The following is a 12,931-nucleotide window of genomic DNA, read 5'->3' as shown; positions in this document are numbered from 1 at the left end:
CGACGATGGTGTAGGCGATTTCGGTATAGGCGTAGAAGCGGCGCTGTTCGGGGGTTTGCTCGTGGGCGGGGGTGTCGAAGAGGCGGGGTTGGGTGGTCATGGGGTTACCTTTTGTGGCGGGATTGTTGGGTGATGGTTTGGCCCCTTGCGGGTTCTCCACCAACCAAAACCGCTCGCCAACAAGTTTCATCTCCAATTACTCCCTCCGGCCAATGCGAAGTATATGTGCACAAATATTCTTCAAAACCGATTTAAGAAACGATCGAACAGATAAGAAATAGCCCATATAATATATATAAAAGTAAATCCCAATCCAAAAAAATGCAAAAACAAACCAAAACCCGAGTCCATTACTCAGAAAGAAGATTGGAGCCGCGCCTTTAGCCGCCAATAAGTGAAACAACCACCAAGACAGAAAACCTTGAGCACAGAAAACAAATATCACAAATGGAAAGGAAATTATATTATACGTTTCAGTGATTTCGTTATCTTGACGCTTGACCTCAAGAAGTATCTGTGAAGAAAATTCTGCATCTGTACCACGCACATGAAAGTCTACACCACTCAAGACCCTTGGCTTTAATGCTTGAAGTGTCTGGACAGCCGCCGCACTCCCTACCCAGAGCACAAATATTACTATAGCAGTTAACTCCAACTTAATATCAGGCGAAAACTTATCTGCCTTCTCAAGAAAAGCTGCAACTACAGCGCTCCAAGCAACAAAGCTCACTCCACTAACTGACGCTATTACGAAAAGGACAGATTTCGAGATGAGTGAGCGTCTCTCGAAACGTCTCCGCTCTAATAACCTAAAATAGCTGAAATGGGTTGCGCTACCTTCATCTGCGAGCCATTCGGCAAAAGTCCTTTCAGATGAGTAAGCCTCTTGCCTAGTCTCACTCACCGGCTCAACCCACCAGCCACCGTCGGCAGATCCAGCGCGCTGAACCCATAGTGCTTCAACCAGCGCAGGTCGCTCTCAAAGAACGCCCGCAGGTCGGGGATGCCGTATTTCAGCATCGCCAACCGATCGATCCCGATGCCAAAGGCAAAGCCTTGCCATTCGCTCGGGTCGATCCCGGCCGATTGCAGCACTTTGGGGTGCACCATCCCCGAGCCGAGGATCTCCATCCAGTCGTCGCCCTCGCCGATTTTCAGGCTGCCGCCCGCCCAGGAACAGCGGATATCGACCTCGGCGGAGGGCTCGGTGAAGGGGAAATGCGAGGCGCGGAAGCGCAGCTCGACCCCGTCCACCTCAAAGAAGGTCTTGCAGAACTCTTCGAGGACCCATTTCAGGTTCGCCATCGAGATGTCTTTGCCGATCGCCAGCCCCTCGATTTGATGGAACATCGGCGTGTGGGTCTGGTCCATATCCATGCGGTAGACGCGGCCCGGCGCGATCACGCGGATCGGTGCGCCCTGTTCCAGCATCGCGCGGATCTGCACCGGCGAGGTATGGGTGCGCAGCACATGCGGCGGGCGGTCGTCGCCCTCGGCGCGGTGCATGAAGAACGTGTCATGTTCCTGACGCGCGGGGTGTTCGGGCGCGATGTTGAGCGCGTCGAAATTGTGCCAGTCATCTTCGATCTGCGGGCCTTCGGCCACGGCAAAGCCCATATCGGCGAAGATCGCGGTGACCTCGTCCATCACTTGGCTGACCGGGTGAATGGTGCCCTGACGGCGCGGACGACCGGGCAGCGTCACATCCAGCCACTCCTCGCGCAGACGGGCATCCAACGCGGCATCGGCGAGCGCGGATTTCTTGGCGCGCAGGGCGGCGTCGATCTCATCCTTGAGGATATTGAGCGCCTTGCCCGTGGTCTGGCGCTCTTCGGGCGTCATCTTGCCCAGCTCGCGCATTTTGAGGCTGATTTCGCCCTTCTTGCCAAGCGCGGTCAGGCGCAACTCTTCGAGGCCGGCCTCGTCGGTCATATCGGCAATGGCGGTGAGGTATTTCTCGCGCAGATCTTGCATGTTCTTCCCCGCAAATTCTTTGGCCTAGGGGTTAGCCGCAGGGCGACAAGTTTGCAACCTTGCCTTTATACGATGGCCTAAACTTAAGGCGCTGACCCGTTGCCGGAGGGCGACAGGCAACAAGCGAGAAGGGGCGCGTGCCGGCGCATTTGCCTTGAAACTCCCCGCTGGAGGCGACGGCAGGCCCCTCAGGCGCGTGCGTTTGGGGGGATGTGACGCAGTGTTTTACTTTTCCTTTCGGGCCTGCTCGGTATCGTGGCGCGGTCAACAAAAGGGAGGCGCGCAATGTCGTATCAGGCGATCAGCTACGCGAATGAAGACGGGGTTGGGATTATCACGCTCAACCGGGCGGAGGTGATGAACGCGCTCAACAGCCAGATGCGTGCAGAGCTTTTGGAAGCCATCAAGCGCGCCGAGGCAGAGGCCCGCGTGATCGTGTTGACCGGGGCCGGGCGGGCGTTTTGTTCGGGTCAGGATCTGGGGGATGGCGCTGCGGCGGCGGGGCTCGATCTGGAGCGGGTGTTGCGCGATGAATACGAACCGTTGCTGCGCGCGATCTATGACTGTCGCGTGCCGGTGATTGCGGCGGTGAACGGGCCTGCGGCGGGGGCGGGGGCGAACCTTGCGCTGGCGGCGGATGTGGTGATTGCGAGCGATGCGGCGGTGTTCTTGCAGGCGTTCACGCGCATCGGGTTGATGCCGGATGCAGGAGGCACCTATTGGCTGCCCCGTCAGGTGGGCTTTGCGCGGGCGATGGGCTTGGCGCTGTTCGCCGAAAAGATCACGGCGCGTCAGGCCGTGGACTGGGGCATGATCTGGGAGGCCGTGGCCGAGGTCGATTTCGATCATCACTGGCGCGCCCGTGCAGCCCATCTGGCCAATGGTCCAACTGCGGCTTACGGCGCGGTCAAGCGTGCGTTGCGCGAGGGCTATGGCAATGATCTGGCGGCGCAACTGGAGCTGGAGGCGGAGTTGCAAGGGAGCTTGGGCAAGACCCATGATTTCCGCGAGGGCGTGCTGGCATTTTTGGAAAAACGCCCGCCGCAATTTGAGGGCCGTTGAGGCTTGCCTCCGCGCGCGCGCCGCGCTAGCCAAGGGCAGCGCGGGCGTGGCGGAATGGTAGACGCATGGGACTTAAACTCCCTGGGCCGAAAGGCCGTGCCGGTTCAAGTCCGGCCGCCCGCACCACTATGGGAGTTGGCACAAACACCACCTGAATGTGAGAGTTTGTGAGGCGATCATGCGCCAAATGCACGCCCTTGCCGCCCAATCGAGGCTTGCCCCCTAACGGCGCTGCCCCTACACCCAAATGCGGCAAACAGGGGGAATTCATGGCTCGCAGACCCATCGGCCCGGCGGATGACCGGCCCAAGACCAAACAGATCGGTGCGTTGCGCGGACTTGCGCCCTTTGTCGCCCCCTATAAGGGCTATGCGGCGGCGGCGCTGTTGGCGCTGATCGCGACGGCCTCGATCTCGCTGATCCTGCCCTTGGCGGTACGCCGGGTGATTGACGGGTTTCAGCAAGGGGCTGCGCTGCTGGATAAGTATTTCGCCGCCGCGCTATTCATTGCGGCGCTGCTCGCGCTGGGGACGGGGGCGCGCTATTACCTTGTGACGCGCTTTGGCGAACGGGTCGTGGCCGATATTCGCAAGGCGGTGTTTGACCGCGTGATGTCGATGAGCCCGGCCTTTTTCGAGCGCATCCTGACCGGCGAGATCATCTCGCGTATCACCACCGATACCACGCTGATCCTCTCGGTGATCGGCTCGTCGGTGTCGGTGGCGCTGCGCAACGTGCTGATCCTGATCGGCGGCATGATCATGTTGCTGTTCACCTCGGCCAAGCTGACGGGGCTGGTGTTGTTGGTGGTGCCGCTGGTGGTGATCCCGATCGTGGTTCTGGGCCGGCGTTTGCGCAATCTGGGGCGCGAAAATCAGGACTGGATCGCAAATTCCTCGGGCTCGGCGTCCGAGGCGTTGCTGGCGGCGCAAACCGTGCAGGCCTTTACCCATGAGGCGATCACGCGGGCCAATTTCGCCCATGTCACGGAACAGGCATTCCTGTCGGCCAAAAAGCGGATCGGCACGCGTGCGGTGATGACGGTGATCGTGATTTTCCTCGTCTTCGCGGGCGTTGTTGGCGTGCTGTGGGTCGGGGCGCGCGATGTGCGCGCGAGTGAGATGTCGGTCGGCGAGCTGGTGCAATTCGTGATCTACGCGGTGATGGTGGCGGGCTCGGTGGGTGCGCTGTCGGAAATCTGGTCGGAATTGCAGCGCGCGGCGGGGGCGACCGAACGTCTGGTCGAGTTGCTGCAAAGCGAGGACACGGTCAAAGACCCCGCCCATCCGGTGCCGATGCCGATGCCTGCGCAGGGTGCGATCCGCTTTGAGGATGTGTCATTCCACTATCCCTCGCGGCCTCAGACCTCGGCGCTGGATCATGTCGATCTGGTGATCGCACCGGGCGAGACGGTGGCGCTTGTGGGCCCTTCGGGGGCGGGCAAGACGACCGTGATCCAGTTGATCCAGCGGTTCTGGGACCCGGAAACCGGCCGCGTGACGATTGACGGCTATGACCTGCGCGAAATGGCGCGCCATGATTTCCGTCAGGCCGTGGCGCTGGTGCCCCAAGACCCGGTGGTGTTTGCCGCCTCGGCGCGCGACAACATCCGCTTTGGGCGCCCCGATGCAAGCGATCAAGAGGTCGAAGAGGCCGCGCGCGCGGCGCATGCCTATGATTTCCTGAGCGCGCTGCCCGACGGGTTTGATACCTATGTGGGCGAACGTGGCGTGATGCTGTCGGGCGGGCAGAAACAGCGCATCGCGATTGCGCGCGCGATTCTGCGCGACGCGCCGATCTTGCTGCTCGACGAGGCAACTTCGGCCCTTGATGCGGCGTCTGAGCGCGAGGTTCAGGCAGCGGTCGATCAATTGGCGCGCACCCGCACCACGGTGATCGTGGCGCACCGCTTGGCGACTGTGAAAAAGGCCGACCGGATCGTGGTCTTTGAGGATGGGCGCATCGTGGCGCAGGGCAGCCATGACAGCCTTGTGGCCGAGGGCGGGCTTTATGCCGAACTGGCGCGGCTGCAATTCACGGATGGGATGTAATCGCGCGGGCGCGTTCTGATGCAAGAACGCGCCATTTTCCCCTGTCCTTGAATCAAGCCTTGGGGCATCCTGTGTGTAAGGCTGGCCTGACCAGTTGTGCAAAATGGGAGAATCCGATGGGTTTGTGGAATTTCGTAAAGGGTGCGGGCAAGTCTCTGTTTGGCAAAGAGGCCGCGGCGGCTGAGGCCCCCAAGGAAGACGCGCTCAGGGCAGAATTGAAGAATCTGGGGCTCGATGCCTCGGGCGTCGATCTGGCCGTTGACGGCGACAAGGTTGTGGTCAAGGGCAAGGCGATTGACGCTGAGACCAAGGAAAAGATCATCCTGGCCGTGGGCAATGTGGATGGCGTGGCCTCGGTCGAGACCGAGCAAGACGACGACACTGCCGATGCCGTGTTCCACACCGTTGTAAAGGGCGACACGCTATCGGCGATTGCCAAAAAGACGCTGGGCAATGCCAATCTGTATCCCAAGATTTTTGAGGCCAACAAGCCGATGCTGACGCATCCCGACAAGATCTACCCCGGTCAGGTACTGCGTATTCCCAAGGCCTGATCGCTTTTGGATCACTTAGATGCGACGGGGCGTCTTTCGGGGCGCCCTTTTGCTTGAAAAGACGCCCGCGTTTCCCCACGTCAAAAGACAATGACGTGACGTATCAATCCGCGCTCCCCCTTGCCGTGGGCGCAGATTTTGCCGCATCCTGCACAGGCGGGATCGCAGGAGGCGCGGCACCGCCAAGGGGAGGACTAACATGCAGCAACGATTTGCAACGATCGCCGACCGCGATGCCGTTGAGGCCGAAAAGCCGTGGGAGGCGCGCAAACGCCCAGCCACGCTCTATGGTTTCCTCAGCGAGACCTGCGCGACGCATGGCGACCGGCCTGCGATCACCTTCCAAATCCTCTCGGGGCCCAAGGACAAAGCCGAAACGCTGAGCTGGTCGCAACTGCATGGCCATGTAACGCAAGGCGCCAACCTGTTGCGCCATCTGGGCGTGGGGCCAAGTGATACGGTCGCCTACCTGCTGCCCAACGCGCTGGAAACGGCAGTGGTATTGCTGGCAGGGGCCACGGCGGGGATCGTGAACCCGATTAACCCGTTGCTGGATTCCGAGCAGATCGGCGCGATCCTGCGCGAGACCAAGGCCAAGGTTCTGGTGACGCTCAAGGCCTTCCCCAAGACCGATGTTGCGCAAAAGGCTGCCGAGGCGGTGCGTCTTGCCCCCAATGTGCAGGCCGTGCTTGAGATTGATCTCAACCGCTATCTGACCCCGCCCAAAAGCTGGATCGTGCCGCTCATCCGCCCTAAGGTTGAGGTCAAGCACCACGCCAAGGTGATGAATTTCAACGCCGAGGCGGCGAAGCTGCCCGGCGATCGACTGATGTTCGAGGATGTGCAGCAAGACCGGGTGGCGGCCTATTTCCACACCGGCGGCACCACGGGCATGCCGAAAGTGGCGCAGCACAAATATTCCGGCATGATCTATAACGGCTGGCTCGGTGGGCGACTGTTATTTGACGACACCGATGTGATGATGTGCCCGTTGCCGCTGTTTCATGTCTTTGCCGCCTATCCGATCTTGATGTCGGCGATTGCCAGTGGCGCGCATGTCGTCTTCCCGACGCCTGCGGGCTATCGCGGCGAGGGGGTGTTTGACAATTTCTGGAAGCTGGTCGAGCGCTATAAGGTCACCTTCCTGATCACCGTGCCCACCGCGATCTCTGCGCTGATGCAACGCCCGGTGGATGCCGATATTTCCTCGCTGCGCACCGCGCTGTCGGGGTCGGCCCCGCTGCCGATTGAGCTGTATAACCGCTTCAAGAAGGCTACCGGTGTCGAGATTTCCGAGGGCTACGGTCTGACCGAGGCGACCTGTCTGGTGTCGGTCAATCCGGTGGATGGCGTGAAAAAGGTCGGCTCGGTCGGCATTCCGCTGCCCTACACGCATGTGCGGATCTTGCGCAAACGCAATGGCAGTTTCGATGAATGTGGGATCGATGAGGTGGGCGAGATTTGCGTCGCCAATCCCGGCGTGTTCGAGGGCTCGACCTATACCGAGGCCGACAAGAACCACGATCTGTTCGCCGAAGAGCGGTTTTTGCGCACCGGCGATTTGGGCCGGATCGACCCGGATGGCTATTTGTGGATCACCGGGCGCGCCAAGGATTTGATCATTCGTGGCGGCCATAATATCGACCCTGCCGAGATCGAGGATGCGCTGTTATCCCATCCTGCGGTGGCCTTTGCGGGCGCGATCGGTCAGCCCGACGCCTTTGCGGGTGAATTACCCTGCGCCTATGTCGAACTGGTCGGCGGGCAGACCGTAAGCGTCGAGGAGTTGCTTGAGCACGCCAAGAAAAACATCCACGAGCGCGCCGCGGTCCCGAAACATCTTGAGATCATGGACGAGCTGCCCAAGACCGCCGTGGGCAAGATTTTCAAACCCGACCTGCGTAAAAGCGCGATCATCCGGGTGCTCAATGAGGTGCTGAAAAGCAAAGGCGTGGCGGCGCATGTGATCTCGGTCACCGAGGATAAAAAGCGCGGACTGGTTGCCCATGTCGCCACCACGGGCAATTGCGACGAGGACAAGCTGGGCCATGTTCTGGGCGAGTTCACGGTGCCGTGGGATTGGGCGCGCTAGTCGCGTTTCCCTGACAAAAAAGACCTGACTCCACAGCGCCGCCCCAAGGGGGCGGCGTTTTTCGTTGTCCTTTATCCTTCGCAAAATCGTCGCCTCAGTGACCCGCCCGCGCCCCAATCAAGGCGCAATTGGAGAGCTTAATCTTCGTTAACAAAGCCTGAACTGCGCTGGGGGATTCCAGAGCGGAGGGCAGAACGAGACACAATGCAGGACCGCCGATCATGACGTTTTGCCGTTTCATAACCGGAATTTTCGCACTGGCACTGGCCGGAACGCTTAGCGCAGGCGCAGCCCAAGCGCTCAGCGTCGATCTGATCACCAACGGTGATTTCGAGACCGGCAATCTGAGCGGCTGGAGCACGACCACGACGGGTTACTCCAACGGGTTCCTGATTAATAATGGGAACGTCAATCCCGCAGGGCCGCAGGGGCGCACTGCGCCGATTTCCGGGAACTATGACGTTTTGAGTTCTCAAACCGGTTACGGTATCGGCACGCTCACGCAGTTTTTCACGGTGCCTGACCAGATCATCAGCGCGACCTTCAGCTTTACCGAGAAGGTGATAAATTACTACGTGCTTGGCTATTCCGATCCCAATCAGGAATTTCGCGTCAACCTGATCAATCAGGCGGGCACCGTGATTTCCAATATCTTCTCGACCGACGCTGGCGACAACACACGTCCCACTAGCCCGACGACGCTGAGCTATGATCTGACGTCTCTGTTGCAGGCCAATCTGGGCAACACGCTGGGCGTGCAGTTCCAGCAGCAAGATAGTTATTATTACATGAATACCTCGCTTGACGATATCAAGATGATGGTTGAGACGCCGGCCGCCGTACCGCTGCCGCCCACGATCTGGATGATGTTGGCCGCGTTGGGTCTGTTTGGTTTTCTTGCCTGGAAACGGCGCGATGCGGGCAATGCGATGTCGTTCACGGCCATGCCGGCCTGAGAAGCGCCAGCATCCCTCAGACCTGACGATGTGCGCACCATTGAGGTGGGGCGCACATTTTGCATTGACCCAAAACTGACCGCCAAAATGACGCCCCAAAGTCTTGGATGCGCCCAACTCTGAGCGCAATTGGGGAGCTAAATCATCCTTAACAAAGCCTGAACTGCGCTGGGGGTTTCCAGAGTGGAGGGCAGACCAAGATACTGTGCAGGACCGACGATCATGACGTTTCGCCGTTTCATAACCGGAGTTTTCGCGCTGGCACTGGCTGGAACGCTTAGCGCGGGCGCCGCTCAGGCGCTCAGCGTCGATCTGATCACCAATGGTGATTTTGAAACCGGTAATCTGTCGGGCTGGAGCACGACCGCGAACAGCCGTGGCGAAAGCTTTGAAAGCGTGCGGGGGCGGCGTACGACCCCGGCCTTGGCGGGCCGATATGACGTGAGCTATGATCCGAAATATGCGGGCGTATCCACGCTGACGCAATATTTCACGGTGCCAGATCGCATCGTGTCCGCTACGTTCAATTTCACGCAACAGATCGATCTGTTCGGCTACTACAGCATCCCCAATCAGCAATTTACGGCGTCGATCATAAACTCTGTGGGCGCCGTGATTTCTCAGGTCTATTCGACGGCGGCTTCGGGGCTGCAACTGGGGGCTGGCACCGCCTCGACGCTGAGCTTTGATCTGACCTCGTTGATGCAGGCAAATGTGGGCAATTCACTGGGCGTGCAGTTCTCGCTTGAGGCGCAGACCTGGTCGATGAGCGCAACGCTCGACGACATCGCGATGATGGTCGAAACGCCGGCCTCGGTGCCGCTGCCGCCCACGATCTGGATGATGCTGGCGGGGCTGGGCTTGTTTGGCTGGCTTGGCTGGAAGCGGCGCGCGGGCGATGCATCCTCGTTTGAGGGTCAGACCGCCTAGCGCCCCACGCCCATTGATGCTGACTCCAAGCCTGCCTGTGAGGGCAGGCTTTCGCATTTGGCGAAACCGGTGGCTTGGGTTACCCTAGGGCAGGATCAGGGGGCGAGCATGCGCAAACTTCTGGTATTGCTGGCTTTGGCGGGCTGCGGCTTTGTCGATTACAAGGCCGCGCCGGTGGGCAAATTCGAAGGCGCGCTGTTCGTGATGTGGGTTGATGAAAGCCAGCGGGGCTTGGGCGATGGCTCGTTCGTTTTTGTGCCCACCGCCGACCCGCTGCGCTTTACGCGCGGGGCCAAGGGCACGGTGCAGGTGATCGAACCTGCGATGATGTATACCGATGGCGGCTCGATTCCGCAGATGGCGCAGGCGATGAACGGGTTCTCGCCTTGGGGATATGCGCCCGCCTATATGGTGCATGACTGGCTTTTCGTGGCGCGCAAATGTGCGCTGGACGGGCAAGCCACCCCGGCCGAGGCGGTGGTGGCTGAAATGCCCTTTATCGAAAGCGCCGAGATCGCCGCCGAGGCCATCAAATCGCTGATCGCGGCGGGCAAGGTGCAACCCAATGACGTGGCCCCGCAGGCGATCAGCTATGCGGTAGCCGGGCCGGTGTCGCGCCAGTTGTGGAATAAAAAGGGCGGCTGCCAACGCATCAAGCCCGAGCATCTCGCAATGATCCGCCGCGCCCTGCCCAGCGTGCAGCCGGTGATGGAAGCCGCCCCGGGAAAGCGCCGCATGGCAGCGCCCGCGCCTCAGGGGCCGGTGGCGAAGGTGGTGCAGGTGGTAGGGTTTTGAGGCGGTGAGCCGGGAGAAAGCGGCCTTCCGGTGGAAGGATGCCCCGGCGAACGCGCCGCGCGTGGCCGCGCAGGGGGGCATGCAATCGCAGGTCGCGGCGTAGGCGCGTGCAATGTGCGTACGTTCGCATAGCGCGATAAGGGCCGCGCCCGACCTCGGGTGGGCGCTCGCTCCGCTCGTGATATGCACTTTATCGTGCCGCATCCCCCTGACGTGTGAACCCGCGGTGGCGTTGCAATGCGCCCTCCCTTGGGGGAATGCGCAGGGACCGTCGCGCCAGTGGCGCGGCGAAAGCCCGAAGCATGGGTGCGGCCCGTGCTGGTCGCACGGGCTGGGGGAGGGCCGGTAGGAGTAAAGTTACTCGTTCGGGCGCTCGTTAGAAGCTTCTTTCGCGATCAGTTTCGTGGAGTCCTTCGCCTCTTTGATCGCCACAACTTTGCTCAACCGCATGCGCCTCTTTTCACGAGCGATATACCACTCTTCGAAGAGTAGCTCGATCAGTTCGATTAATGTTCTGGCCTCGTCTGCATCTACTTCAATTATTACAGAGATGTCTTTCTCCATATGCGCGCCGATGTTGCCGATGTCTCGAACTGCGTCTATAGCTTCGACGCTTTCCTCGGAAACACCGCGCGGCGCGTTGTCGTCGGCAAGAAGTTTACGAAGGGCGTTCACTTCGTCAATTAGTCGGTTCTTTGAAATGCCGCAAAAATCGCGGATCATACCTTGAAGGCAGCGACGAGCCAGTGTAGCTGATGCTTTCGGGCTTAAGTCACAAATTTTGCAAGCTTCTTCGTAATCGTCGCGCAGAACAGCTGGAATAAAGTCCGGGAGGACCTTAGCAAAACTAGGTGGCAACAGCCTAGAATGGTGAAGCGTTTCGGGTCCGGGCAGGATATAATAGTTCCCAGAACGGGTTCGATCTGCACGGACTATTTCGGCGCGAATTTCAAGCTGGTTGCACTCTGGATTGGCGCAACGAACTGCTATTCCCCTTAAACCTACTTCTCCACATTCCGGTGCTTTGATCTCGAAGGGCATTTGAATTTGGCTAAAATTCGGTGAAGTAACCGTCTGTCCTTGGCCGCAGTAGGGGCATTCCCAATACATATTTTCGCCTTAAAATAATTCCCAATTATCCACCAAACAAAGTCGATTTCCTGCTTTTCGCATAGGCAGTATTGGCGGGCCTACTGCGAAAATTCAGGTTTTCCAGGATAAAGCTGTCCAACCACCGCGCGCCGCATTTGAATTGCCAGTGGATCATGGAAAATCTCTAAGGCAAGTTTGGCCTGCTTGATGGTCAACCAACCATCAGAAATCCGCCAACGGCGAAAGAAAATCCAATCAAGCTCGTTTCTTCTCTGGAACACAATGCTTCGTAGAGATTCTTCCGGGGTTCTCAATCGACCTATGCGTGCCTTGGGGCCATGTGTGAGGCGCAACTCTTCAATTGCTGATTGTTGCTGAGCAACTGATGCTTCGATGTCTTGGTCACTGATCACCACCAAGCTCTCGATCTTGTCGCGGACATCGTTGGGAAGCGTATCTACCGCCTCGTGCATCGAGTTCACAAAACGAGGATCGTTCGAAACATTCAGCGCCCAAGCACGGGGCTGCTCGCGCCAAAGAACAGTTTCAGCGTGATCAGCCCAACAGCCGTCGATGATCAGGCCCAATTTGAGGAGAACAGGCAACAGATCGGAAGCGGCATGGGCCGGGCTCAGCACTTCCTTTGAGGCAATGTTTGGAACTGGCGATTGTCGCTGTTCAGTAGGTGGAACGATTGTGAAACCTGACCAGCCTACGCGTGTAGGCTGCTTGGAGCCGTCGGCAAGGCGATAAGATAGCTTGTTTTGTTGCTCAGCCAACCCCAGCACCGCAACGCATATGTCGTCCCACCTTGGGAGCGGGTTTGGAAACATGGAATTTGCGAGCGGCACAGCGCCCCAATCAGTTTCCTCTGCATAGCCAAGCGCTACCAAGGCTTCACAGCCAATTTGATAAGCGGTGGAGAACTTATGATTCCATCCGCCTCTGTCGCCATCTCGCGGGAGATTGTTTGAAAGGAAATCAATGACCACCGGAGCCCAACCAGAAACAGGTCCTTGCGCACTCATTATCTCGCCTTCATGTCATTGAACAAACTGGAATTTCACACACCATCATAGACAATGGAAACGCCGGTGCAAGTTCACGAGGTCTTATTACTCATGGCCAACTCAACCCCCATTCCGGTGTTCTGCGAACCTGCCGACCGACTGCACAGCAGAGCAATCCCCGCATCTGTTCGACGACAGGGATTGGCTTCCAGACCGTCGTGGCGATCGCCTTGGTGCCGGACGCTGTTTTCCTGTTCCTGATCTTCACTTCCTGTTGGCGGTGGTTCCAGCGCCACAGAATTTCGTCCAGATATCTTTGAAGATGTTGTCGGTCCAGGCGATGGTAAACACCAATCAGAGCGCGTTGCACTTGGGAGTTCACAGCCTCGACGGTGTTGATGTGTGCCCCTTTGGA

Annotated in this window: 13 protein-coding genes and 1 tRNA gene; 8 read left to right on the top strand and 6 right to left on the bottom strand. The window is 59.0% G+C overall.

The features are described from left to right. The 3 genes from QZ571_RS17485 to pheS form a co-directional block, all read right to left on the bottom strand. Positions 1–190: hypothetical protein (locus QZ571_RS17485; protein ID WP_295537343.1), on the bottom strand; the 190-nt coding region annotated here is incomplete at its 3' end. A 6-nt stretch (positions 191–196) separates the two neighbouring features. Further along, the gene (locus tag QZ571_RS17480; protein ID WP_295537342.1) at positions 197–730 is read right to left on the bottom strand and encodes a hypothetical protein; all 534 of its coding nucleotides are present in this window, start codon (positions 728–730) and stop codon (positions 197–199) included. A 170-nt stretch (positions 731–900) separates the two neighbouring features. Further along, on the bottom strand, positions 901–1,974 hold the full coding sequence (pheS, locus tag QZ571_RS17475) for a phenylalanine--tRNA ligase subunit alpha (RefSeq protein ID WP_295537341.1): 1,074 nt from the start codon (positions 1,972–1,974) through the stop codon (positions 901–903). A gap of 285 nt (positions 1,975–2,259) precedes the next feature. On the opposite strand from pheS, the gene QZ571_RS17470 reads away from it, so the two are divergent. The 8 genes from QZ571_RS17470 to QZ571_RS17435 all read left to right on the top strand — a co-directional run bounded on the left by QZ571_RS17470 (position 2,260) and on the right by QZ571_RS17435 (position 10,414). Continuing rightward, a complete protein-coding gene (locus QZ571_RS17470) occupies positions 2,260–3,036 on the top strand; it encodes an enoyl-CoA hydratase-related protein (RefSeq protein ID WP_295537339.1) in 777 nt (258 codons plus the stop codon). Between the two features lie 40 nt (positions 3,037–3,076). Further along, positions 3,077–3,162: transfer RNA gene (locus tag QZ571_RS17465), tRNA-Leu, on the top strand. Positions 3,163–3,305: 143 nt separating this feature from the next. Then, positions 3,306–5,087, top strand: a complete 1,782-nt coding sequence (locus tag QZ571_RS17460; RefSeq protein ID WP_295537337.1) for an ABC transporter transmembrane domain-containing protein — start codon at positions 3,306–3,308, stop codon at positions 5,085–5,087. 116 nt (positions 5,088–5,203) lie between these two features. Then, positions 5,204–5,641: a peptidoglycan-binding protein LysM gene (lysM, locus tag QZ571_RS17455; protein WP_295537335.1), complete on the top strand. Its 438-nt coding sequence runs from the start codon at positions 5,204–5,206 to the stop codon at positions 5,639–5,641. Between the two features lie 199 nt (positions 5,642–5,840). Further along, the gene (locus QZ571_RS17450; protein WP_295537333.1) at positions 5,841–7,733 is read left to right on the top strand and encodes an acyl-CoA synthetase; all 1,893 of its coding nucleotides are present in this window, start codon (positions 5,841–5,843) and stop codon (positions 7,731–7,733) included. A 221-nt stretch (positions 7,734–7,954) separates the two neighbouring features. Then, the gene (locus tag QZ571_RS17445; RefSeq protein WP_295537331.1) at positions 7,955–8,689 is read left to right on the top strand and encodes a PEP-CTERM sorting domain-containing protein; all 735 of its coding nucleotides are present in this window, start codon (positions 7,955–7,957) and stop codon (positions 8,687–8,689) included. Between the two features lie 222 nt (positions 8,690–8,911). Further along, positions 8,912–9,619, top strand: coding sequence for a PEP-CTERM sorting domain-containing protein (locus QZ571_RS17440; RefSeq protein ID WP_295537329.1), 708 nt, complete (start codon positions 8,912–8,914; stop codon positions 9,617–9,619). Positions 9,620–9,727: 108 nt separating this feature from the next. Next, positions 9,728–10,414, top strand: coding sequence for a hypothetical protein (locus tag QZ571_RS17435; protein WP_295537327.1), 687 nt, complete (start codon positions 9,728–9,730; stop codon positions 10,412–10,414). Between the two features lie 357 nt (positions 10,415–10,771). Here the strand turns inward: QZ571_RS17435 and QZ571_RS17430 are convergent, their stop codons facing one another. From QZ571_RS17430 to QZ571_RS17420, 3 genes are all read right to left on the bottom strand, one after another. After that, on the bottom strand, positions 10,772–11,524 hold the full coding sequence (locus tag QZ571_RS17430; RefSeq protein WP_295537325.1) for a DUF4145 domain-containing protein: 753 nt from the start codon (positions 11,522–11,524) through the stop codon (positions 10,772–10,774). 80 nt (positions 11,525–11,604) lie between these two features. Then, positions 11,605–12,534, bottom strand: coding sequence for a hypothetical protein (locus tag QZ571_RS17425; protein ID WP_295537324.1), 930 nt, complete (start codon positions 12,532–12,534; stop codon positions 11,605–11,607). 91 nt (positions 12,535–12,625) lie between these two features. Then, positions 12,626–12,931: transposase (locus QZ571_RS17420; RefSeq protein ID WP_295537322.1), on the bottom strand; the 306-nt coding region annotated here is incomplete at its 5' end.

The sequence above is a fragment of the uncultured Thioclava sp. genome, assembly GCF_913064665.1.
Classification (GTDB): Bacteria; Pseudomonadota; Alphaproteobacteria; order Rhodobacterales; family Rhodobacteraceae; genus Thioclava; species Thioclava arctica.
This window is presented reverse-complemented; position numbering and strand designations above follow the sequence as displayed.

What these genes read in the sequence shown, in the direction of transcription:
- QZ571_RS17445 (WP_295537331.1), top strand. Translation starts at nt 7,955, where the DNA reads ATGACGTTTTGCCGTTTCATAACCGGAATTTTCGCACTGGCACTGGCC.
- QZ571_RS17430 (WP_295537325.1), bottom strand. Translation starts at nt 11,524, where the DNA reads ATGTATTGGGAATGCCCCTACTGCGGCCAAGGACAGACGGTTACTTCA.
- QZ571_RS17435 (WP_295537327.1), top strand. Translation starts at nt 9,728, where the DNA reads ATGCGCAAACTTCTGGTATTGCTGGCTTTGGCGGGCTGCGGCTTTGTC.
- QZ571_RS17470 (WP_295537339.1), top strand. Translation starts at nt 2,260, where the DNA reads ATGTCGTATCAGGCGATCAGCTACGCGAATGAAGACGGGGTTGGGATT.
- lysM (WP_295537335.1), top strand. Translation starts at nt 5,204, where the DNA reads ATGGGTTTGTGGAATTTCGTAAAGGGTGCGGGCAAGTCTCTGTTTGGC.
- QZ571_RS17440 (WP_295537329.1), top strand. Translation starts at nt 8,912, where the DNA reads ATGACGTTTCGCCGTTTCATAACCGGAGTTTTCGCGCTGGCACTGGCT.
- pheS (WP_295537341.1), bottom strand. Translation starts at nt 1,974, where the DNA reads ATGCAAGATCTGCGCGAGAAATACCTCACCGCCATTGCCGATATGACC.
- QZ571_RS17450 (WP_295537333.1), top strand. Translation starts at nt 5,841, where the DNA reads ATGCAGCAACGATTTGCAACGATCGCCGACCGCGATGCCGTTGAGGCC.
- QZ571_RS17425 (WP_295537324.1), bottom strand. Translation starts at nt 12,534, where the DNA reads ATGAGTGCGCAAGGACCTGTTTCTGGTTGGGCTCCGGTGGTCATTGAT.
- QZ571_RS17460 (WP_295537337.1), top strand. Translation starts at nt 3,306, where the DNA reads ATGGCTCGCAGACCCATCGGCCCGGCGGATGACCGGCCCAAGACCAAA.